Origin of the sequence: Paenibacillus peoriae KCTC 3763 (assembly GCF_000236805.1) — a bacterium.
Taxonomy (GTDB): domain Bacteria; phylum Bacillota; class Bacilli; order Paenibacillales; family Paenibacillaceae; genus Paenibacillus; species Paenibacillus peoriae.
The window spans coordinates 98,336-118,850 of the sequence record NZ_AGFX01000029.1 but is presented as its reverse complement, the minus strand read 5'-3'; the positions used below and the strand labels follow the sequence as shown (position 1 = coordinate 118,850).

At 49.3% G+C, this 20,515-nt stretch carries 21 protein-coding genes and 1 pseudogene; 11 read left to right on the top strand and 11 right to left on the bottom strand.

Features of this window, described 5'->3' with window-relative positions; all coding sequences use genetic code 11:
• Positions 1 to 49 precede the first annotated feature (49 nt).
• On the bottom strand, positions 50 to 1,141 hold the full coding sequence (locus KQI_RS0115755; RefSeq protein WP_010347779.1) for a hypothetical protein: 1,092 nt from the start codon (positions 1,139 to 1,141) through the stop codon (positions 50 to 52).
• A 131-nt stretch (positions 1,142 to 1,272) separates the two neighbouring features.
• Between KQI_RS0115755 and KQI_RS0115750 the strand changes: the two genes are divergently transcribed.
• Positions 1,273 to 2,973, top strand: a complete 1,701-nt coding sequence (locus tag KQI_RS0115750) for a glycoside hydrolase family 13 protein (RefSeq protein ID WP_010347778.1) — start codon at positions 1,273 to 1,275, stop codon at positions 2,971 to 2,973.
• A gap of 115 nt (positions 2,974 to 3,088) precedes the next feature.
• Here KQI_RS0115750 and pdaA read toward each other — a convergent pair whose 3' ends face one another.
• Both pdaA and KQI_RS0115740 read right to left on the bottom strand, forming a co-directional pair.
• Positions 3,089 to 3,886: a delta-lactam-biosynthetic de-N-acetylase gene (gene pdaA / locus KQI_RS0115745; RefSeq protein WP_010347777.1), complete on the bottom strand. Its 798-nt coding sequence runs from the start codon at positions 3,884 to 3,886 to the stop codon at positions 3,089 to 3,091.
• Positions 3,887 to 4,204: 318 nt separating this feature from the next.
• Positions 4,205 to 4,549, bottom strand: a complete 345-nt coding sequence (locus tag KQI_RS0115740; RefSeq protein ID WP_010347776.1) for a hypothetical protein — start codon at positions 4,547 to 4,549, stop codon at positions 4,205 to 4,207.
• Positions 4,550 to 4,793: 244 nt separating this feature from the next.
• Here KQI_RS0115740 and KQI_RS28850 point away from each other — a divergent pair, with 244 nt between their 5' ends.
• Positions 4,794 to 4,946, top strand: a complete 153-nt coding sequence (locus KQI_RS28850; protein WP_010347775.1) for a hypothetical protein — start codon at positions 4,794 to 4,796, stop codon at positions 4,944 to 4,946.
• Between the two features lie 142 nt (positions 4,947 to 5,088).
• Here the strand turns inward: KQI_RS28850 and KQI_RS0115730 are convergent, their stop codons facing one another.
• Positions 5,089 to 6,891, bottom strand: coding sequence for an alpha-glycosidase (locus KQI_RS0115730; RefSeq protein ID WP_010347774.1), 1,803 nt, complete (start codon positions 6,889 to 6,891; stop codon positions 5,089 to 5,091).
• Positions 6,892 to 7,040: 149 nt separating this feature from the next.
• Here KQI_RS0115730 and KQI_RS0115725 point away from each other — a divergent pair, with 149 nt between their 5' ends.
• The 5 genes from KQI_RS0115725 to KQI_RS0115705 are packed head-to-tail and all read left to right on the top strand — an operon-like array spanning position 7,041 to position 11,563.
• Positions 7,041 to 7,718 (top strand): response regulator transcription factor, encoded by a 678-nt coding sequence (locus KQI_RS0115725; protein WP_010347773.1) that lies wholly within the window; start codon positions 7,041 to 7,043, stop codon positions 7,716 to 7,718.
• Entirely contained in the window at positions 7,715 to 9,145 is a 1,431-nt protein-coding gene (locus KQI_RS0115720; protein ID WP_010347772.1) for a sensor histidine kinase, read from the top strand. Before KQI_RS0115725 ends, KQI_RS0115720 begins: the two co-directional genes overlap by 4 nt.
• Before the next feature lie 59 nt (positions 9,146 to 9,204).
• Positions 9,205 to 10,122 (top strand): ABC transporter ATP-binding protein, encoded by a 918-nt coding sequence (locus tag KQI_RS0115715; protein ID WP_010347771.1) that lies wholly within the window; start codon positions 9,205 to 9,207, stop codon positions 10,120 to 10,122.
• Positions 10,119 to 10,835 (top strand): ABC transporter permease, encoded by a 717-nt coding sequence (locus KQI_RS0115710; RefSeq protein ID WP_010347770.1) that lies wholly within the window; start codon positions 10,119 to 10,121, stop codon positions 10,833 to 10,835. Before KQI_RS0115715 ends, KQI_RS0115710 begins: the two co-directional genes overlap by 4 nt.
• Positions 10,835 to 11,563, top strand: a complete 729-nt coding sequence (locus KQI_RS0115705) for an ABC transporter permease (protein ID WP_010347769.1) — start codon at positions 10,835 to 10,837, stop codon at positions 11,561 to 11,563. Before KQI_RS0115710 ends, KQI_RS0115705 begins: the two co-directional genes overlap by 1 nt.
• A gap of 156 nt (positions 11,564 to 11,719) precedes the next feature.
• Here KQI_RS0115705 and KQI_RS0115700 read toward each other — a convergent pair whose 3' ends face one another.
• Positions 11,720 to 12,676 carry an L-lactate dehydrogenase gene (locus KQI_RS0115700; RefSeq protein ID WP_010347767.1) on the bottom strand — a complete coding sequence of 319 codons (957 nt, stop codon included), beginning with the start codon at positions 12,674 to 12,676 and terminating at the stop codon, positions 11,720 to 11,722.
• A 536-nt stretch (positions 12,677 to 13,212) separates the two neighbouring features.
• Here KQI_RS0115700 and KQI_RS0115695 point away from each other — a divergent pair.
• The 3 genes from KQI_RS0115695 to KQI_RS29295 all read left to right on the top strand — a co-directional run bounded on the left by KQI_RS0115695 (position 13,213) and on the right by KQI_RS29295 (position 15,164).
• The gene (locus tag KQI_RS0115695) at positions 13,213 to 13,959 is read left to right on the top strand and encodes a MerR family transcriptional regulator (RefSeq protein WP_010347766.1); all 747 of its coding nucleotides are present in this window, start codon (positions 13,213 to 13,215) and stop codon (positions 13,957 to 13,959) included.
• 149 nt (positions 13,960 to 14,108) lie between these two features.
• Positions 14,109 to 14,930 carry a serine/threonine protein kinase gene (locus tag KQI_RS0115690; protein ID WP_010347765.1) on the top strand — a complete coding sequence of 274 codons (822 nt, stop codon included), beginning with the start codon at positions 14,109 to 14,111 and terminating at the stop codon, positions 14,928 to 14,930.
• A 114-nt stretch (positions 14,931 to 15,044) separates the two neighbouring features.
• The gene (locus KQI_RS29295; RefSeq protein ID WP_241763930.1) at positions 15,045 to 15,164 is read left to right on the top strand and encodes a YjcZ family sporulation protein; all 120 of its coding nucleotides are present in this window, start codon (positions 15,045 to 15,047) and stop codon (positions 15,162 to 15,164) included.
• A gap of 201 nt (positions 15,165 to 15,365) precedes the next feature.
• Here the strand turns inward: KQI_RS29295 and KQI_RS27985 are convergent, their stop codons facing one another.
• The 4 genes and pseudogenes from KQI_RS27985 to KQI_RS0115670 form a co-directional block, all read right to left on the bottom strand.
• Entirely contained in the window at positions 15,366 to 15,545 is a 180-nt protein-coding gene (locus KQI_RS27985; RefSeq protein ID WP_080572152.1) for a hypothetical protein, read from the bottom strand.
• 87 nt (positions 15,546 to 15,632) lie between these two features.
• The gene (gene gntK, locus KQI_RS0115680) at positions 15,633 to 17,186 is read right to left on the bottom strand and encodes a gluconokinase (protein ID WP_010347764.1); all 1,554 of its coding nucleotides are present in this window, start codon (positions 17,184 to 17,186) and stop codon (positions 15,633 to 15,635) included.
• 73 nt (positions 17,187 to 17,259) lie between these two features.
• Positions 17,260 to 17,409 (bottom strand): annotated as a pseudogene (locus KQI_RS29820) (GntT/GntP/DsdX family permease); the annotation flags it as partial.
• Between the two features lie 110 nt (positions 17,410 to 17,519).
• Positions 17,520 to 18,215 carry a GntR family transcriptional regulator gene (locus KQI_RS0115670; RefSeq protein WP_010347761.1) on the bottom strand — a complete coding sequence of 232 codons (696 nt, stop codon included), beginning with the start codon at positions 18,213 to 18,215 and terminating at the stop codon, positions 17,520 to 17,522.
• 192 nt (positions 18,216 to 18,407) lie between these two features.
• Here KQI_RS0115670 and map point away from each other — a divergent pair, with 192 nt between their 5' ends.
• Entirely contained in the window at positions 18,408 to 19,154 is a 747-nt protein-coding gene (map, locus tag KQI_RS0115665) for a type I methionyl aminopeptidase (protein WP_010347759.1), read from the top strand.
• A gap of 159 nt (positions 19,155 to 19,313) precedes the next feature.
• On the opposite strand, the gene KQI_RS0115660 is transcribed toward map, so the two are convergent.
• Both KQI_RS0115660 and KQI_RS0115655 read right to left on the bottom strand, forming a co-directional pair.
• A complete protein-coding gene (locus KQI_RS0115660) occupies positions 19,314 to 19,793 on the bottom strand; it encodes a CcdC family protein (protein ID WP_010347758.1) in 480 nt (159 codons plus the stop codon).
• A gap of 166 nt (positions 19,794 to 19,959) precedes the next feature.
• On the bottom strand, positions 19,960 to 20,436 hold the full coding sequence (locus tag KQI_RS0115655; RefSeq protein WP_010347757.1) for a disulfide oxidoreductase: 477 nt from the start codon (positions 20,434 to 20,436) through the stop codon (positions 19,960 to 19,962).
• Between the last annotated feature and the right edge of the window lie 79 nt (positions 20,437 to 20,515).

Genomic DNA, 20,515 nt, shown 5'->3' with positions numbered 1-20,515 from the left:
ACTCGCGCTTTTTTTTACGCTAATGACGAAGCAGTCATCATGAGTATAACTATAGCGTGATAACGTACAGACCTAGCGGCGTAGTTGCACTGCCTGCGACCATGAAACTGAGAGCATAGCTGGACCTGCCGGGGGGAGCGCTGATATCAGCCAATCGGCATACCTTGGTATTATCTTGCAGCAGAGGAATGCCATATACACGATTGTCTATGCGTACAGACCCGGCGAATGCACCTCCGCGTGGATTCGCATAAATCCGCACGGTACGTACCTCGTCACTGTTATTAACGATGGGAATGGTCGCGTTGTATATAGTGCCGAATTGTCCGCGGTTGTCCAGCGCAGGGCCCAGCTCGCTGCGTGCCCCGGTAAACAGCAGATCGGCAGGAGTCTCACCGTTCAGTTTTTTAGTGGCACACGCCCGATAATTGGCGCTTTGCCCTACCACGTATGTCGGCATCCGCGCATTCGTTTCGGAAAAGGACCATACCCCCCGTGGATGCGCCTGCGGTGGAGGTACGGGAGGAAGCGCATCCGTATGAATCTGGCGCAAGTCGACCTGTGTGTCCTTGCTGACCACAGTGCGAATGACGTAGTCCAGCGTACCGTGGCCTTCGCCATATTCCACGGTGAAGTCATAAGTGAACCCGGCCAGCGATCCTTCGGGCAGCTCGAATTCCTCCAACAGGGCGGTGCCTCTGCCGAATTTATGACGGTCAACGGGCTTCCGACGTTTCATCGTACCCGCCAAGCAGCTTTTGGCAATGGATTGCCCGACATCTATAATCCAGTTGCCATCCTCAGGCGCAATCTCAAGAGCGCGTTCCATATGACGTACTTCCAGCACAGCATGATTTTTGTTCTCCACCGTGATGCCTAGCTTAACGGGGCCTCCGATTTTGTTGTAATGCCAGCCGAAAATGCGGTGCTTGACCGTTCGGGTTGTGGTACGAACCACATCATGCCACAGGGTGGCTTGCTCGGTAGGTACAGTCACATGGGTAAGTGTCTCCGGGTTATCGCTAAGCATCAGGCGGCGGGTTCCCCCTTCGGTGGCTGACTCCACATCCACATGGATATTTGGCGGGATTACAGCAGACTCTACAATCAGATTTCTGGGCTTCCTGGATCGATAATTCACATGAATTCCTCCTTTGATTTAAGGATGGCATCGCTGATCTTATTCATCTAAATAACGATTCGCCATCTGGTATTGCATGTATGTTAACAGCATAAGCTATTGGATGTACAGAGAAGCTACAGGAGGGAAACATGCTTAAAAAAATATGGTGGAAGGAAGCTGTGGTATATCAGATATATCCCATCAGCTTTCAGGATTCTGATGGAGACGGAAAAGGAGATTTGCGGGGGATCCAGTCCAGACTGGATTATCTGTGTGAGCTGGGTATTGATGTGATCTGGATTTGTCCGGTGTACAAATCGCCCAATCATGATAACGGCTACGATATTAGTGATTATTATGCCATTATGGATGAGTTCGGAACGATGGATGACTTTGATGAGCTCCTGCACAAGGCGCATGAACGAGGCATCAAAATCATGATGGATCTGGTATTAAACCACACATCAGATGAACATCCATGGTTTACGGAATCACGCTCATCCAGGGATAATCCGAAGCGGGATTACTACATATGGCGAACAGGCAAAAATGGCGGATATCCGAACAACTGGGAATCGTATTTTTCCGGTTCTGTGTGGAAATATGACAAGCTTACGGACGAATATTACATGCATCTATATTCCGAGCACCAACCGGATTTAAACTGGGAAAATGAAGAGATGGTAGGCGAGCTCTATCGTATGGTGGAATGGTGGCTAAAAAAGGGGATCGATGGTTTTCGTTTTGACGCGATTGCCCATATTGTCAAAGCCGAAGGATTGCCGGATGCTGATAATCCCGATAAAAGAACATTGGTGCGAGCCTATCAGCTTTTTTCCAATTTGGAGCAGGTACATGATCTTTTGCGCATGCTGAATGAAAAAGTGCTGATGCGCTATCCCTTAATGACCGTCGGTGAAACCTCCGGTCTGGGCCCGGAGCAGGCGCTTGATTATGTAGGTGACCAGCGGCATGAGCTGAATATGGTTTTCCAGTTTGAGCATATGTTTGTCGATGCCGAAGGGCAAGGGACTGAAAAATGGAAATTCAAGCCGTGGACACTGGTGGAGCTGAAACAAATTATGAGCCATTGGCAGACTGTGCTTCATCTGGAAGGATGGAACGCCAATTATTTGAACAATCATGATCAGCCGCGTGCCCTGTCACGATTTGGGGATGATGGGCAGTACCGTGTGGAGTCTGCCAAAATGCTGGCAACCTTCACACATATGCTCGAAGGTACGCCTTATATTTATCAGGGTGAGGAAATTGGCATGACCAATATCGCATACCCGTCGATTGATGATTACCGGGATGTGGAGACGTTAAATTATTATGAGCAGCAACGGAAGATAGGCGAACCGGAGGAAAAGATTATGGCTGCGATTTGGAGAAAAAGTCGGGATAATGCACGTACTCCTATGCAGTGGAATGATGGGTATGCAGCGGGTTTTACCGACGGAGAGCCATGGATGAAAATGAACGATAACTATACGTACATCAACGCGGAGACGGAGAGAAGGAACCCGGATTCGATTTTTCACTATTACCGTAAGCTGATTGCTCTGCGCAAACAGCATGAGGTCATTGTTTATGGTGAATATAAGCTGCTGCTGCCACTTGATACAGAGCTGTATGTATTCACCCGTATGCTGGGACAGGAGCATCTGCTGGTCATTCTGAATTTCTTTGACCGTAATCCGGTGTTCCACTGGCCCGAGGAAGATGGATACGCTGCTGCCAAAGCGGAACTGCTGCTGTCCAACTACGAACCGGCACAAGGGGAGAATTTACATCATTTGAAGCTGCGCCCTTATGAAGCAAGGGTGTATAAGCTAATTTTAAAATAGCATCGAATCTCTAGCGTTCTTTACTCACCAAAAAAGCCCGATTCACACGGCCTGCCGTAGGCACAAGTGGATCGGGCTGATAACATTTAACGACTGGTTAAATTCAACTTCAGCTTTAGTGGTAATGCTTAACCTTAAGGTCGTCCAGGCTTTTGAATTCATAGCCTTGCTTGCGAGCATCGTCGATAATCGAACCTAAGGCCTCGGCATTGTCCTTGGATACAGAATGGAGCAGAATGACTGCTCCGGGGTGGAGCTGACGCATGACCTGCTGATAGGCATAGTCTGCTCCTTGCTGGATATTCGTGTCCCAGTCCTTGTAAGCCACAGACCAAAATACGCTCGTATATCCGGCTTCTCGACAAAAGGCTAATGCCTTTTCGCTGAAAATGCCGCGAGGCGGCCGCACGTATTTCATTTCCTTTTGTCCGGTTAGCTCTGCCGATGCATTTCGTACCCGATCCAGCTCGGACCGAATCTCTGCTGGAGAAATGGTGCTCATATCAGGATGGCTCCATGAATGATTGCCGATAATATGGCCCTCACTCGCCATACGGCGCATCAAAGCTGGCTGGTCCTTTACAAAATGCCCGGTTACAAAGAAGGCGGCTGGCACCTTTTTGGCCTTTAAAACATCCAGCACCTTCGGCGTGTATCCATTCTCATAGCCGTTGTCGAACGTGAGAAATAATTCTTTTTTCGTAGTATCCCCCAGAAAGATGCCACCTTGTCTTTCAACCAGATGCATAAAGCCCTCTTGTGCGATAGAAGGCAGCTCACCTCCCTTACTTTTTTTAAACCCAAAATGATAAGGCTGTCCGTCAACAGCTTGAGCAGCGAGCAGGGGTTCACCCGTAACTGCTAACATCCCCATAACCGCAACGCATAGCCACAAGGCCAATATTCGCTTCATGTAAGTTCCTCCGCTTTCCGTCCCGTTTGGGCAAGGTGTATATGTCTTGGCATATTTTCATAGCGTCTGCAATACCACGCCTGTTTATGCAAAGATGCTCTCAACCAAGGACGAACACGGCTTTTGGCCAAAAAACACAAAGGGATACAAACAGCTCAGTGATATCTTACATATTTGAAGGAACGGAAGGCAGAGGCTAATGAGAAAATAACTGAATGGCCCGCCAAGTACTGGCTCAGATAGAGCAGAAAAAACCGCTTCAAAGCTTCCCTTGAAGCGGTTTTTTATATGGATGGGAACACTCGCTTTTTGTGCGAATTACCGTGTTTTGGTAATCAGATACGGAACGACCGTTCTAGTGACATTCGTTGAATTCTGGATAATCAATCTCCATTGCGTGTCCGTAACCGGGTAGCTGTTAGTGGGCCATGCCGAAGTCGAACCGCTAATGAACCAACCTGCATTGATGACGACCCTGCCGGACCCTGCAGTAAAAGTTATGGTGATAAAGCTGTTGGGACCCACGGTAAATGGGCTGAATTGATCGCGCAAAAATCCGTTGCCGAGGTCTTGAGTAACGCGGGCTTTCGTTGGGCCAAGGGTTACTTTTCTGCCCTTACCCGCGGCTGCTTTCTTTTTCAGTGATGAGCTTCTTGTTTTCATATGTTGTTCCCTCCTTTTCTCCTGATTGTTTAGCATATGCAGTTGAGAGTATCCTAGATTGAATGAACTAACGTATCCAGTGAACTAAATTTGTCTAAATTCACATCAGCCTCTTTTCTCTATGATCTACTATTCGCCGATACAAGCTTTGCTACTCTAGCATATGCATATAGCATATCTCTTCAGTAACGAATCGCAACTGAGAGGTTTGAAGAGATCACGTATATGTAAGGAGGTAATTCTTTTGGGAAGAAAGAGAAGAAGTGGATTTAAAAATAAAAAAATTTCAGTAGACGTCAGACAATCTTCTTCAGCTCAGACAGGACAAGGCGGCAACCCGATTTCTATCAATGCTTCTGATGTCGGGGTAGTAAGAACAGATGTTAATAATAAGTGACCCGTTTTATGCAAAAGCTTCATCATTAACGCACAAAGACCACCAGGATGGACAGGTTCCCTGATCTGCTCTTGATGGTCTTACTTTGTTATGGCCGTGCTCGTACGATATTCCAGCCAGTATGGACCTGCATAGGCTTTTTTTATGCCTTACTTTCGGCTGTGTCCTCTTCTTTTTGCGCAGGCTTCACTGACCGGACAGGTACTGCCTTCAGCACGGCGTAGCCGTAGGGTTGAAGCTCGGCCTTTAAGCCTTTCGCTCCTGTGGACCACTCGCTTTCACCAAAGGCTAATTGCCATTCCTGCTCGGGAATGTCCAGTTCAAAAGCATGATCTTCTCCGGAACGGTTGAGCAGTACAAGCAGCACTTCTTCCTCGCTCCGGCGTTCGTAGGCGAGGGACGTGCTTTTCGGCTGTGCCTCCAGAAAAGTAAGGCTTCCCTTAGCACGGAGGGCTGGATGCGCCTTCCGAAGCGCAATTAGCTTGCGGTAAAAATCGAATAGCTCATGATCCTGCTTATCGTTGTCCCACTCCATGCACTTGCGGCAGCCTGGATCAGCCTCTCCATCCAGGCCGATTTCATCACCGTAATAAATGCAGGGTGCGCCTATGTACGTGAACTGGAACATAGCGGCCAGCCGCATCAGCCGCTTGTCACCCCCGCACAGTGTCAGCAGGCGTGGCGTGTCGTGGCTGTCCAGCAGGTTGAAGGCTACTTCAGATGCTTGCAGCGGATAGCGGGCCAGTTGTTGTCCGATGGCAAAGGCGAAGCTTTGGGCGTCGGTCACTTTTTTGACGAAAAAATCATTCACTGCATAGGTGAACGGATAATTCATCGTCGCATCGAACTGGTCACCCTGTAGCCATTCAGATGACTCATTCCACATTTCACCTAAAATGTACGCATCCGGATTGGCCTGCTTGACCGTCGTACGGAATTCTCGCCAAAAGGCGTGATCCACTTCGTCAGCCACATCCAGCCGCCAGCCGTCGATGCCGATCTCTTCGATCCAATGCTTTGCCACGTCTAGCAAATACTTTTTCACCTCGGGATGTTCGGTGTTCAGCTTGGGCATCATCGGCTCCAGTCCGAATGTATCGTAGGCCGGTGTGCCGTCGACCACTTCGAGCGGGAAGCTATGTACATGAAACCAGTCCTTGTAAGGGGAGGCTTCGCCTTTTTCCAGCACGTCAACGAATGGCTTGAATGTACGCCCTGAATGGTTGAATACCGCATCAAGCAGCACCCGGATTCTCCGGTCATGGCAGGCACTCACCAGTTTCTTTAATATCTCCTTGTCCCCGAAATGCGGATCTACCTCCATATAATCCTCGGTATCGTATTTATGATTCGTTGTTGCCTTGAAGACAGGGGTCATATATAGGGCGCTAATCCCCAGCTTGCTCAGGTGATCCAGATGATCCAGAATGCCTTGTAGATCCCCACCAAAAAAATTGTCTCTTTGCGGCGTGCCGCCCCATGTCTCCGCACCTTCCGGGCTAATGGAGGGGTCACCGTTCGCAAAGCGTTCCGGGAAAATCTGATAAAATACGGCATCCTTCACCCACGCAGGAGGCTTGAGAATATCAATCGGATTCAAAAATGGGTATTGGAACAGATTATCTGCATTTTGGGGCTCCTCGGTAGTAAAATCATCCTCATTCATCCATAGGCGTTCCTCTCCATCTTCCAGCAAAAATCCATATTTCAGCCGACGATGAATAGGCTTCACGCTGCATTCGTAGTAATCAAACCTGCCGTCGGTGGCAAATTTGGACATCGGAACAAGCTGCCGGGTACGTTTCCAGTCGTATTTATCTACGGTGAGAGCGTGAATGGTGGTCAGGTCATTTTTCTTGGTGCGAAGCCGCAGGAATATCGTTTCATGATCATAGCCAAAAGCCCAATTACGCTTCGGGTGATGGTATATCGCTTCCAGTAGCATGGAATAGCCTCCTTTTTCACAAGCCATAAAATTTGAAATCGTATAGTGTATGTCGTATAAGGTAGTTATTAACCTTTTTAAGCGGGTTATGTACCATAATGCTATAATGCCCATTACATAAAAGAAAAACGATAAGCAGGTGACGAATGATGAAAACAAGTGTGTTATACATTGAAGATGATCAGGATATCGGTGCCTGGATGCATCAATACCTGGAAGAACGAAATTACGCTGTAATTTGGCTTCGCAGTGGGGAGGGGGCTATGGAAGCGGTCCAAACGTGCCAGCTAGTCATTTTGGATGTGATGCTGCCCGGTCTGGATGGCTTTACAATTGGCAAACGGCTCAAGAAGGAGCGCCCGGAGCTTCCGATTCTTATGTTATCAGCCCGTACCTCCATTGACGATAAGCTGCAAGGACTGGATTTTGCCGACGATTATGTGACCAAACCCTTTCACCCGGATGAGCTTATTGCACGAATAGAGGTTTTGTTGCGTCGAACAGGTGCCGCACCCGAAGAATCCATACAACTGGCGCATCTCACGGTGTACCTACTTGATAACCGTATTGTGAATCGTGATACCGGGGAAGAAATTACGTTAACAGGCAAGCAATATCATATTTTTGCTTATTTGCTGCGGCATTTGGGCCAAATTATGACCAAGGAGCAAATGTATGAGGCTGTGTGGGGCGATCCGTATATCGACGGAGACAAGACGCTGATGGTTCATATCCGGCACCTGCGCGAGAAGCTGGAGATTGACCCTGCGAATCCCCGTATCATTGAGACGATCCGTGGTGTAGGTTATCGGGTGAAGGCGCAATGAGCGAGCCGCGTAATGGTTGGGAGAGGCTGCGGCGCAACTCGGTGTCTGGTCAGGGAGGGCGATTTCGAAGCTCGCTGTTATTCCGCTATCTGCTCATTATTGTGGTAGCCATGATGCTTCTACCTATTGTGCTGCCTGCCACGATGCTTATCTATAGTATGTTGTCTAGCTGGCAGATGGATCTCAAGCCTAAAAACTCACACTATCCCTCAACTATCCGTACCGAAAGTAGCTGGCATCGTGAAGCTGTAGCCTTGAAAGGAGCCACATCTGAGCAAATCTCAGCCCATCTGAGCAAAATACAGCGGAACATATTTCCCGATTCACAGATATTTTGGGTGGATGCTACCGGGAAAACAAGATTGGAGCTCCCTGCACAATCAGAAGTTCCAAATCAATGGAGTGCGGCGCAGGCTATTGCTTTTATGAAGAAAGTAAGCTACGAGGGACCATTCACAGTAGTGGCCTTTATTGGCGGCGGCAAAGAAGATGTGAATCAGGGCTACATGGTATTAAAAGTGCCCCGTTCATTCTTTGAACAGCAGAATACAGATAGCAGTATGTTGATGTACTACCTCTTTTTTATAGTATTGATGCTTACAGGTTTTATATTCGTGTCTCTCCTGTTCTTTGTAGGCATTCGGTACAGATTGGTGCGTCTTCAGGCGGCCATGTCGCAGCGGGGAGAGGATGGACTACCCATTCTTGTCGCTACTGGACGCCCGGATGAAATCGGCAAGCTGGAAGAAGCGTTCAATCAGATGGTTGAGCAGTTGGCAGATAGTCGGGGACGTGAGCGACAGGAGGAAGAGCTGCGGAAAAGGCTGGTCGCCGATCTGTCACACGATATTCGGACACCACTTACGGTAGTGCGCAGTCATCTGTACACACTGGATGCGGAAAATCTGAGCAGCAAAGGGAAGCAGTCGATTACGCTGATGGAAAACAAATTAAAGGACCTTGGGAGTCTGATCGACAACCTGCTCACCTACAATCTGCTGTCCAGTGGCAAATATACATTGCATAACGAACCGCGCGATATCCTGCGGGTGGTGAGGGAGTGTGCAGCCAGCTGGTATCCGGTATGGGAAAAGGAAGGCTTTGAGGTGGATATCGATCTGCCCGAGCATAATATCGTATGGAAGGTTGATGAGCAGGGCTTACGCCGTTTGCTGGATAATATTTTCCAAAATGTAGTTCGCCATGCTGCTTCAGGCCGCTATATTGGTATTCGTGTAGAGGAGCATTTCGGGAAATCGGTGCTAGTTATTGAAGATAAAGGGCCGGGAATGGAGCGCCAGTCTTGTGGAAAAGGAGCGGGGATTGGCTTGGCGATTACGGAATTGCTGGCTCGTGAAATGAATCTGGAGAGAGAGATTACCAGTTCCTCTGCCGGAACACAAATCCGTTTCTTAAACAAAACTTAAACGAAGGGTCCCCTCAGCTTTAAACTTGGCACGTTACGATAGGTGCCGAGGTGAGGAATTTGAACGAATACATTATTGAAACGAACGGTCTCAGCAAAATATACAAAGACCGTGCTGCGGTTAATCAACTGGACCTGAAAATCGGCCATGGAGATATTTATGGCTTTCTCGGTCCGAACGGAGCGGGGAAAACGACCACGATTCGAATGCTGCTCGGACTCATTCGTCCAACCCGGGGAACGATCCACATATTTGGACAGGATATTCGCAGACATAAGCTCGATATTTTGCGCAAGGTCGGCTCGCTGGTAGAGTATCCTTCGTATTATGGTCATTTGAATGCCATTGAAAATCTGGAGGCCATTCGCCGCATTTTGAATGTGCCCAAAGAGAACATTGCGGACGTATTGGAGGTCGTCAGGCTGACCAAGCATGCCAAACGCCCGGTCAAAGGCTACTCGTTGGGTATGAAGCAGAGACTTGGCATTGCAGCAGCACTGCTCGGGAATCCCGAAATGCTTATTTTGGATGAGCCTACGAATGGTTTGGACCCGGAGGGCATTCAGGAAATGCGCGAATTGATTCAGACGATGCCCAAGCAACGGGGGATCACCGTACTGGTATCTAGCCATCTGCTGAGCGAGGTGGAGCAGATGGCCAATACCGTCGGCATTATTCGCGAGGGCGAGCTGGTCTTCCAGAATACGATTCACAATCTCCGTCAGGAATCTGCAGGGGGAATTCGTATCGTCGTATCGGAGCCGGAAGCAGCTCAACTAATTGCACGTGAGCAGGGCTACCATTCGGTAAAGGACGGAGCAGTGCTGGATTTTGAAAATATGAACGATGCGGCTGTTGCATTGCTGGTCAGAAGATTGGTCGAAAACACACATGCCGTGTATCGTGTGGAGGAACGTCGCAAATCGCTGGAGGATATGTTCATGCAGGTGGTGGGCAAAGGAGGGGGCTCCCTATGATGCTGCGGGCGCTGACGGCGGATCTGCTCAAAGCACGCAGAAAGGGGATCTGGTTCCTGGTATTCCTCGGCCCTCTTGGGCTGGTGGCAATGCAGGGATTGAACTTCGGACTCCGCTATGACTATCTGATTCCGCGATACAAGGGACGCTTATGGGAAGGTCTGATGGATAACATTGCTCTTTTCGTCCCCCTTGCGCTGGTGTTAGGAGCCACCATGGTCTCTTCCATGCTGGCGAATGTAGAGCATTCGTCTAACTCCTGGAAGCAGCTACTGGCCTTGCCTATTTCGAAATTCAGTGTCTATATGGCCAAGCTGACGCTGGCCATCGGAATGCTGTGTGTGTCCTGTCTACTCCTGACGGCTGGAACGTGGGGGCTGGGAATGCTTCTTGGCTTCGGGGGAGAGCCCACGCCGATAGGGGAACTGCTGCGACTCGGGTTTTGGCCCTTGGGCGGTACACTGCCTATGCTCGTACTGCTGTTGTGGCTAACGGTAACGTTCCATAATCAGGCGCTGCCTGTAACACTGGGCATTACGCTGGGCATCGGCAGCCTGTTTGCTTCACAGCTGTCCGAATGGTTTCCGCTGGCTTGGCCGCAATTCGCATGGGCTGCGCCTCAAGCGTGGATATTTGCGTCCATCGGCTGCGGAACGGGTGTGCTTCTCAGCCTGCTGACAGCGGCCCATTTTAGCCGAAAGGATGTGGCGTAATGCTCGGAGGATATGTACGGCTGCTTTCTGTGGAACGGTTGAAAATGGCTAAATCGCCCGTCTGGCTGCTTGCACTTGTCAGCCCGGCGATTGCCGTGCTGATTGGTCTGCTGGCGAACCCCGGAGGAAATTGGGTGACGCTGTTGTCTGCCATGCTCATAATGCACGCGCTCCTGTTCATGCCGATGCTGACCGCCGTGTTTGCCTCCCTGGTCTGCCGATTCGAGCATGGGGGCGGAGGTTGGAAGCAATTGATGTCATTGCCATTGTCCCGCACGAGTCTGTATGCGGCCAAGCTAACAATCATTATGGCCTTGGTCGGATTGACCCAGCTATTGTTCGGGGGAGCGCTGCTGGGTGTTGGAGCTGTGCAGGGTATGAACGGACCGATCCCTTGGGCAGTGATCGGCCAAAGTCTGCTCGCGGGCTGGGTGGCCTGTCTGCCGCTGGCTGCGTTACAACTTATGGTGTCCTTCCTGTGGTCCAGCTTTGCCGCACCGCTTGCCTTGAATTTCGTCTTCACCGTGCCGAATATGCTGATCGCCAACTCCCAGACCTACGGCCCATATTATCCGTGGGCGCAGCCTCTACTAGTGATGATGCCGAGCGGAAAAGACAACTTCGGGGCGTTCATGGTGCCAACCGATACGCTGATTACGGTTGTCCTGGGCAGCTTTGTTGTGTTTTTGTTTGCGGGTCTGACGGTGTTTCGTTATAAAGAGATTTAGAGTGAAATATAGGAGGTTAGCTTGCTGGTACATGGAGCTCACCTCCATCTGTGTGAATATTTCATCTTCCAGGGACATCCCAGAATTGGGATAAAAAGCGGACTCAGCTTCTGGTTCGTGAAGTGATCCTAAATGAAGCATAGGTAAGGCACGTTTCTACACCAGGTCTGGCATGGCACGAATATTATCGCTGATGAAGCGGCAGGAGGCGTCGAACTTGGCTTGCTCTTCCGGGCTCAGCTCCAGCTCGATGATCTCCTGAATTCCTCTGCTGCCGATGATCGCCGGAACGCCTGTGCAGACATCGGTGTGCCCGTACTCGCCGTCCAATACGGCAGAAACCGCTATAATTTTACCGTCATCATTCAAAATGGAACGGGTAATGTAAGCCAGCGCATTGGCTATGCCAAAATAAGTAGCGCCTTTACGGGTGAAAATTTCCCAGCCTGCATCCTTCGTTTTCCGGGCAATGTCCTCCAGCTCCACGTGGCTGAATCGCTCTTTATGCTGACGCAGAATGTGCAAGAGCGGCTTTCCGCCAATCGTGACGTGTGACCAGGCGACGAATTGGGAATCGCCATGCTCACCAAGGGCATAGCCCTGCACGCTGCGGGGATCGATGGAAAATACTTCAGAGAGCAGCGTCTTGAGGCGGGATGAGTCAATAGAGGTCCCCGTGCCGATCACCTTGTTGCGCGGCAGGCCGGAAATGCTCTGTACCAGATAGGTTACAATGTCGACAGGATTAGCTGCAATGACGAAAATACCGTCAAAGCCACCCTCCATAATGGATGTCACAATCTCCCGGGTGATGATCACTGCGTCATCCAATACCGACAGGCGGTCGCGGCCCTGCTTCGGATTAGCCCCGGCTGTGATAATTACAACATCCATATCTGTGCAATCTGCATATGTTCCCGCATGCACCTTGGTACGTGTGGACGTAAAATCCATACAATGGGATAGATCGAGCGCATGCGCCAAGGCCCGGTCATATGTGCGGTCAATCATCATGATTTCGTCACAAATGGACTGGTTGACCATTGAGTAGGCACAGCTCGAACCGACCATTCCCGCGCCGACAATCGCTACTTTCCTTGCCTTCCCCTTCATATATATTTCCTCCTCGTTCCAGTGAACGTTAGTATGCTACAAATTATGTCTGAAATCCATTTTACGTTACATAACATAACATATTACTGATATTTTGAAAATATCCATTGTTTTACCTGTATGCTGCAAAATTAAAAAGAAACTGTAAATAGAACTGCTTTTTTAAGGTGAATTGCAGCAAAATCGCGAATTAATCGACGTTTTCGCTTGAATACAGGATAAGGGTGCTTCAATCTCAGCTTAAGGAACCATCTATATGGACTAAAAAAATACATAATATTAATGGGAGGAATAGTGCCATCAAAGCGTTGGGGTGTGATATTTATGTGATGTTTCGAAAAAGCTTAAAGGTGCATAGAACAGAAGCATCTCTGTCGTGTCGTTTCTTGTATTTTTAAAAAATTTTCGCTTATGACAAAGGTTCCTAGCAGTCCGCAATATTAGAACTATTTTGCCAAAGGGTTTCTATTTGATTCAGCGAATTGTACATAATACAAGCTTATTTCTTTCCATACCATCCGGGGAGGTAATGATTAATGGAAGAAAGCAGATCGACGACGGAAGCGGCCAGACAGTTGAAAATCGGGGCAAGTACCCTTCGTAAATATGCGGCAGCGCTGGAGGAGCAAGGCTATGTGTTTCAGCGTTCCGCGAACCAGTCGAGAATGTTCAGTCCAGAAGATGTAGAATGCCTAAGGATGATGCGAAAAGCGCTGCGTGAAGAGCATATGACAATGGATCAGGCGGTACAGGTGGTGCTTGAGAGAGTGACCGCACCATTCCCAGTCGTGGAAGAAGAATTCCGTTTGCCGCCCGTCTCGGATGCGGAGTCATTGGCTGCAACCTGGGAGGAGATATTGGCGGCGGCCGAGGGGAGGGATGCGTCTGTGGTACAGGCGCAAGCCGCTGCTACTGTGGAGCCGGCAGGCTTACAGGATGAAATCAATGTACAGGAACTTTCAGAAGAATCACAACTACAGCTGCAGAAGCCCATAGAGTCACAAGAAATGATGCGGATGCAGGATATGGTGCAAAGTGTTTTGCTGGAGATGCGAAGTCGTTTGGAAGAGCTGGAAGCGGAGCATAGCCGTCTGATGGAAAAAAATATTATCCTTTCTAACCAGTTGGAGGATCAGAAACGCTGGATGAAAGAACGGGCTGACGAGGAACGGGATCGACAGCTCATTACCAATTTGCGTAGCTATCAGGGCAGACAGCGCAAATCACGCAATTCGCTGCTATCCTGGCTCGGGTTGGCGCCGCGCAGACGCAGAGAGGCATGACCTTCATTTTTCTGGTAGACCATCAGACCTTCACGGCTCTGGTGGTCTTTATTGTGATGGTATAATGGTGGAACACAAGAACAAAAGAATAAGAGAACAAGTCGCATGGAAAGAGATTGGCTGCGGCATGTAAAGGAAAGGGCATAAAGATGTTTGCTTGGTTGCGAAACACTTATCAATCATGGATCGATTATCCGAAACAGCCTGGCGATATGCTAAGCGGACGGTATCGTATTCTTTCACTGCTGGGTATGGGTAGCTATGGTCTGACCTACCTCTGCCAGGATGGACAGAGTGGGCAGGAGGTAGCGGTCAAGCTGCCCAGACCGAGCAAGCGGGCGAAGGCAGTTCAGTTGCTGCAGCGTGAGGCCGATATCATGCAGCAGATGGACCATCCCTATATCCCGAAGCTGCTCGAAAGGGTAAAACATCCGAACGGAATGTACCTGGTCATGGAATATATCTCGGGCAGAACGCTGGAGGAGCTTATATTTGAAGAGGAGCGTTCTTTTTCAGAGCGGGAATGCATCGTCTACATGCTGGAGCTGATGGAAAGGGTTATGTATGTGCATGAACGGGGCTATATCCATCGGGATATCCGCATCCCGAATGTGCTTTATCGAGAAGGGAAACTGTATTTGATCGACTTTGGTCTTGCGCTGGCGGTAGGAGAGCGACAGGAGGATGTATTTACCGAAGCCATGCTGGACAAGCGCGCGCCTGAGCGACAAGATGTCGCTGTCTATAGCGATTTGTATGATGTCGGTCACTTGATGCTTTTTATGCTGTATAGCAGCTATGAGCCGCAGCCGGATCAACCACCGGGAAGCTGGCAGGAGGAACTGAAGCTCAGTCCATCTGTGAGACATATGCTGGAGCGGCTTTTTCAGATGGGTCCTCGGTATGAACATAGCCGACAATTTATACTGGAGCTGGAGAAAGCATTACAGCAGATGGAGGTTAATCCGTAATGCCAGCCCATAAAGATAGCCAGGCATTCGCCGGAAAAATGGGGGGATGCCCCTTACGCATTTGACCAGATATACATACAATGATCCTGTAAATGAGCGAAAGGAGTGTTGTAAATGAGTCATATGTGTGGTGTAGGTGGTTGGGGTCACGGTCCAGGAGTCTGGACTTCTGTAGGAGCAATTCTGGTTCTGTTTATTTTGCTGGTAATTATATGCAAAACCTTATTTCTGTAATATCGGCGATAGCCGATTTCCTGTAAAATGCACAGATGTTGCCCTGCATAAGAAGGGTGTACAACAATAAAGCGAAGTCCTCTTGATGAGAGGGGGCTTCGCTTTATTAGGATTGAAGGAGCTATCGTTCCTTCCTGTGTTCCGATATATTCCATCGCAATATCCTGTTGCCGCTTCCTGTTACTATTTCTTGCTACTCGGTTAGGAACTGGAGTAATGACGACGTTTGTCTTTGTAATATCGGTGTCCGTTATGACTGTTTTTGTAGCCGTCCGATGAAGAATGGCGTCTACGGTCGTAGTAGCGATCTGAGCTGCTGTATCGCCGCTTATGAGAATGAGAGGTGGAATGTAGCAGGCGGTGCAGTATGTTTTTGAGCATCGTCTAATCCTCCTTCTTATCGTGTCCAGTTTACATAGACAGGTTCTTATGAAACGGTAATACGCAACCATGCTGTAACAGGTTCCATTAATTTGAGGCTTGTAGGGACTTGGCCTGAAACTCCGCAATATCCTTGAACTCTTCTTCAAATTTACGTGAGACACGGATATAAATCGGCAGTAACCCGCGGTAAATATCTACATGCTCTGCCACAGGCTTATGCTGGTGAGTGGTGCCGATCATACTGGATACTGCATCCAGCGAATCAATTCGTCCCAGGGCATACAAGCCCAGAATAGCTGCGCCGAGACAGGAGCTCTCCAGACTTTCGGGGATAACGACCTTCTGATCGAAAATATCCGCCATAAGTTGACGCCACAGCTCCGAGCGTGCGAATCCTCCAGTAGCGTGAATGACTGACGGTCTGCCGATGACCTCTTCCATAGCGAGCATGACCGTGTACAGGTTGAACAGCACGCCCTCCAGTGCGGAGCGAATCATATGCTCTTTTTTGTGGCGCAGGGATAGTCCAAAGAAAGAGCCGCGTGCATTCGGGTCCCACAGAGGTGCCCGTTCGCCGGATAAATACGGAAGAAAGAGCAGACCGTCGGAGCCGGGGCGTACCTGTTCCGCAATTTTTGTCAGTACATGATACGGATCGATTCCCAAGCGTTTGGCCGTTTCCACCTCGGAGGCTGCAAATTCATCCCGTATCCAGCGAAACACAATTCCGCCGTTATTCACCGGACCACCGATCACCCACAGCTTTTCGGTCAACGCATAGCAGAAAAAGCGTCCCTTGTCATCGGTCAGCGGCTGATCGACCACGGTACGGATGGCTCCACTAGTACCGATGGTGACCGCGACAACTCCCGGTTTGATTGCATTCACACCGAGGTTGGACAAGACACCGTCACTCGCCCCGATAACAAAAGGAGTCGTCTCCATCAGGCCCATGTCATGGGCATAGTTCTTATCCAGCCCTTGCAGCACATCAGTCGTCGGCACCAGTTCGGACAGTTGTTCCTTCGTCACACCTGCAATGCGCAGCGCCTCTTCGTCCCAATCCAGCTGCTGCAAATTCATGAGACCTGTCGCGGAAGCAATCGAATGATCGACCACATATTGATGGAATAACCGGGCAAATACATATTCTTTAATCGAAATGAATTTGTACGTCTGGGCCGCCACATCCGGTAAATCCCGTGTGATCCACATCAGCTTCGTCAGCGGTGACATGGGATGAACGGGCGTACCGGTGCGTAAGTAAATGTCGTGTCCGTTGTACTTATGCTTGAGCGCTTCAGCCCATTTGGCGCTGCGGTTATCTGCCCAGGTGATGGAGGCGGTCAACGGCTTGCCGTTTTTGTCCACCGCCAGTACGCTGTGCATGGCCGAACTGAAGGATACGAAGAGCACATGCTCGGATGGCACTCCGCTTTGCCTCATGACCTCTTGCACCGTGGTTACAACGGCTTTGAAAATATCTTCCGGGTCCTGTTCCGCCGCATCGGGCTCAGGTGTATGCAGCGGATAGCCTACATGATGCTGGGCGGCAATATTGCCGTTTTCCTCAAATAGCACTGCTTTGGTACTGGTCGTACCGATATCGACGCCGATCATATATCGGGTGTCTGTCATAGTCAATCTCCCCTTCACTTACTGTTATTAGCTCTTTATCGTTAAATTAACACACTCAGTGGCATAATCAAACCGAAAGGACGACCAGCTCGACATTCGCATCGGGCGTGAGTGCCAGTACGGGTGCGACAATACCGGAGCCTGTCGTCATCGCGGCCGTCGCGGACCCGGTGGCCACACGAATGAGCGCAGCGACCAGAAAAGCAAATGCCTCCTTATTCATTCGTGTGCAGTTGTATGTATACTTGTCGACAACTTCAATTAAAAGAAAAACCGCGCCTGCTGAAAACACGTAAAGCGCGGTGCATCGGCTCTTTGTCATGCATGTACAGACTAGGACCGTGCCTTGTGATAGGGAGACAGCACGCTGTCGTTAACCGCGTTGCGAGTATCTCGATAATGATCCTCAATAAACTCGAATAACTCCTGCGTATCGCCCTGGTCTAAAGCGTTCGCAAAGGTGCGATGTTTGTGGATCGTAACTTGGGATTCTTCAATGTTGGACGCAAAGCGTTGTTCCGTGGCAGCCAGCATGACCGTCAGGATCAGCTGTCTCATTCCATTCCAGGTATGAAGAATACGGGTATGGCCTGCCTCCAGAACCAAGGCTTCATGGAAATTAAAGTCCTGAAGAGAAAATTCGGCGACATCTCTGTGCTTGAGAGCGACTTCCATTTTGTCGATCATTTGGTTTAAAGCGGTCACCAATCCGGTATTATCGCTATGTACGTACCTTTGTACAACAAAATGCTCAATCAGCTTTCTTACGTCGAACAGCTCCTCCATATCAGCGGGGGTCATGCCGATGACAATCGCTCCCATGCGCTCCAGACGGAGAAGCCCTTCACCGGCAAGCACCTTCAAGGCTTCGCGTACAGGAGAACGACTTGTGCCGAAATCGGCAGCAATCTGGTTCTCGGACAGCACAGTGCCGGGGGGCTGTATGCCGCGTATAATCTGGAGCCGGAGTTCACAAGCAATCCTTTCCCCAAGTGCTGCACCCTGTAACCAGGTTGTTGGATATTTCATAGGATACTCCTATCTTGGAAATGATTTTGCATACTTGCATACAAGTTACGGGTATTATATACCCAATTTAAGATGCTTGTAAACGGTATCAATGGACATCGGTTCCATTTCGCTGCTTTTAGCGTTACAATAGAAGCAGCAAAAGGAAGTAGTGAAAAGTGGAACGAACATGGAAAAGAAGGAGACCGTTTAATGATTATCATTAAAACCAAAGAACAAATTGAAAATATGAAAAAAGCTGGCGAGATTTTGGCTGCTTGTCACCGGGAAATTGCCAAAATGATCAAGCCGGGTATTACAACACTGGAAATTGACGCGTTTGCGGAATCATTCATGAAAAAGCATGGTGCAACGCCGGAGCAAAAGGGCTATAACGGCTACCAGTTTGCAACTTGCGGATCACCTAACGATGTGATTTGTCATGGATTTCCGAACAAGACGCCGTTGAAGGACGGAGATATCGTAACCATCGATATGGTTGTGAACCTGAACGGCTGGCTGGCGGATTCTGCCTGGTCGTATGCAGTGGGTAACGTGTCTGAGCAGGCACAAAAGCTGCTGGACGTCACCAAAGAATCTCTGTATAAAGGGATTGAGCAGGCGGTTATCGGTAACCGGATCGGGGACATTTCCCATGCGATTCAAACTTATGCAGAAGCGGAAGGCTTCTCGGTCGTACGCGAATTTATTGGGCATGGCATCGGGGAAGAAATGCATGAGCAACCACAGGTTCCGCATTACGGACCCCCACACCGCGGGCCGCGCCTGAAAGAAGGCATGGTCATTACGATCGAGCCGATGCTCAACACAGGCACATACCGCAGTAAAATTGATGCGGACGGCTGGACCGCACGTACAATGGACGGCGGCTTGTCGGCGCAGTACGAGCACACGTTGGCGATTACAGCGGACGGCCCGATTATTTTGACTCAGCAATAAGAAGAGACAGCAACCGGGTAGCATACAGCACATGCTGCCCCAACTAAACCAAAAGACCAAAAAGGCACGGCTCCTGCTGGGAGAACGTGTCTTTTTGGTCTATACAGCAACATGCCATGATGCATGTAAATTCCTGTTGGTCAGATGCAGGCTTACGTCTCAGCTCGAAACAAATTCGCGATACTGAAAATACATACGCAGCCGCCAGTGCAGCAAGGTTCCGAAGGCTAATATAAAGAATAGCCCTGCTGTCTGCGGAATAGTGATGTAATGCTGAATAAACTCATGCAGCAGCAGCCGGACGATCAGCAGGCTGATCAGGATAAAAAAGAAGGCCCGCGAACGTTGTACGTAAACCTTCCCTTCTTGAAGTTCAAACTTGGTACTGCGGATCAGCGGATAGGAAAAAATGGACCAGCCTATCAGAAAAGCGCCAAGTGCCCAAAGCCAGGGAACCCGTATCTCCGGCACGACAAACATCATAAAGCCGGTGCTCATGCCGAGTGGAGGGATGATGATCTTTTTGGCGTTAATAGGACGATGACCTGTCTTCATGCGGATAAAAATAGCCGAAATAGCGATTAGGATCATGCCGAAGGTCGCGCCATATTGCAGAAATGGGGTGCTGATATGAAACATGAACTGGGCCCCCTCTATAAGGAATGTAAGCGTTATTGGACAGACTGCAAACCTCTATTATTATAACACATATGTAATAGATATATTTAGTCACAGTCTTTCCTCCGGCAAGCGGATTATACGCCTCAAGGTGGTGCCTGGCCCTATAATCGGGTCACTATCATGTTTATGCGAGAACCTTGGCTTGTACCTCTCCCTGAGCTGATTTTTTCTCCTGGCGCATAATATAACCCATCGCTGCAATAATAAGGATAAAGGCAATGAGTGCGAGAAAAGGAATGGTGATAAAATCAAACCAGTTCAGGTAATCCTGTTCACAGGATACTCTGCCGCAGGAGGTTGAGGCTTGCGTAGCTGCATTGGCGGCTGCATGGATACGCTGAATCGTAAAATGATAGGCCGCAATGGCGCCTCCAATGATAGCCAGGGGCATGACATAACGGCGTATTCCCGTATCTCCCCGAAAATAAGCGATCCCGAGCAAAAGGGTCAGGGGATACATCAGAATGCGCTGAAACCAGCATAGCTTGCAGGGCTCATACCCCAAAATTTCGCTGAGGTACAGACTGCCTAATGTAGCCACACAAGCTACAACCCAGGCGGCAAACAAAGCAATATCCGTTTTTTTAAATGATCCAATCATAGTAGCGCTCCTTTTTTATTCAAATAAGAATTCCAATAAACTCATCGTGTCTTGTCCGATCGGCGGGCATCTGCCGATA

What these genes read in the sequence shown, in the direction of transcription:
- KQI_RS0115670 (WP_010347761.1), bottom strand. Translation starts at nt 18,215, where the DNA reads ATGAAATATCCAACAACCTGGTTACAGGGTGCAGCACTTGGGGAAAGG.
- KQI_RS0115750 (WP_010347778.1), top strand. Translation starts at nt 1,273, where the DNA reads ATGCTTAAAAAAATATGGTGGAAGGAAGCTGTGGTATATCAGATATAT.
- KQI_RS29295 (WP_241763930.1), top strand. Translation starts at nt 15,045, where the DNA reads ATGAGTCATATGTGTGGTGTAGGTGGTTGGGGTCACGGTCCAGGAGTC.
- KQI_RS0115710 (WP_010347770.1), top strand. Translation starts at nt 10,119, where the DNA reads ATGATGCTGCGGGCGCTGACGGCGGATCTGCTCAAAGCACGCAGAAAG.
- pdaA (WP_010347777.1), bottom strand. Translation starts at nt 3,886, where the DNA reads ATGAAGCGAATATTGGCCTTGTGGCTATGCGTTGCGGTTATGGGGATG.
- KQI_RS27985 (WP_080572152.1), bottom strand. Translation starts at nt 15,545, where the DNA reads ATGCTCAAAAACATACTGCACCGCCTGCTACATTCCACCTCTCATTCT.
- KQI_RS0115705 (WP_010347769.1), top strand. Translation starts at nt 10,835, where the DNA reads ATGCTCGGAGGATATGTACGGCTGCTTTCTGTGGAACGGTTGAAAATG.
- KQI_RS0115655 (WP_010347757.1), bottom strand. Translation starts at nt 20,436, where the DNA reads ATGATTGGATCATTTAAAAAAACGGATATTGCTTTGTTTGCCGCCTGG.
- KQI_RS0115690 (WP_010347765.1), top strand. Translation starts at nt 14,109, where the DNA reads ATGTTTGCTTGGTTGCGAAACACTTATCAATCATGGATCGATTATCCG.
- KQI_RS0115725 (WP_010347773.1), top strand. Translation starts at nt 7,041, where the DNA reads ATGAAAACAAGTGTGTTATACATTGAAGATGATCAGGATATCGGTGCC.
- map (WP_010347759.1), top strand. Translation starts at nt 18,408, where the DNA reads ATGATTATCATTAAAACCAAAGAACAAATTGAAAATATGAAAAAAGCT.
- KQI_RS0115730 (WP_010347774.1), bottom strand. Translation starts at nt 6,891, where the DNA reads ATGCTACTGGAAGCGATATACCATCACCCGAAGCGTAATTGGGCTTTT.
- KQI_RS0115695 (WP_010347766.1), top strand. Translation starts at nt 13,213, where the DNA reads ATGGAAGAAAGCAGATCGACGACGGAAGCGGCCAGACAGTTGAAAATC.
- KQI_RS0115720 (WP_010347772.1), top strand. Translation starts at nt 7,715, where the DNA reads ATGAGCGAGCCGCGTAATGGTTGGGAGAGGCTGCGGCGCAACTCGGTG.
- KQI_RS0115660 (WP_010347758.1), bottom strand. Translation starts at nt 19,793, where the DNA reads ATGTTTCATATCAGCACCCCATTTCTGCAATATGGCGCGACCTTCGGC.
- KQI_RS0115700 (WP_010347767.1), bottom strand. Translation starts at nt 12,676, where the DNA reads ATGAAGGGGAAGGCAAGGAAAGTAGCGATTGTCGGCGCGGGAATGGTC.
- gntK (WP_010347764.1), bottom strand. Translation starts at nt 17,186, where the DNA reads ATGACAGACACCCGATATATGATCGGCGTCGATATCGGTACGACCAGT.
- KQI_RS0115740 (WP_010347776.1), bottom strand. Translation starts at nt 4,549, where the DNA reads ATGAAAACAAGAAGCTCATCACTGAAAAAGAAAGCAGCCGCGGGTAAG.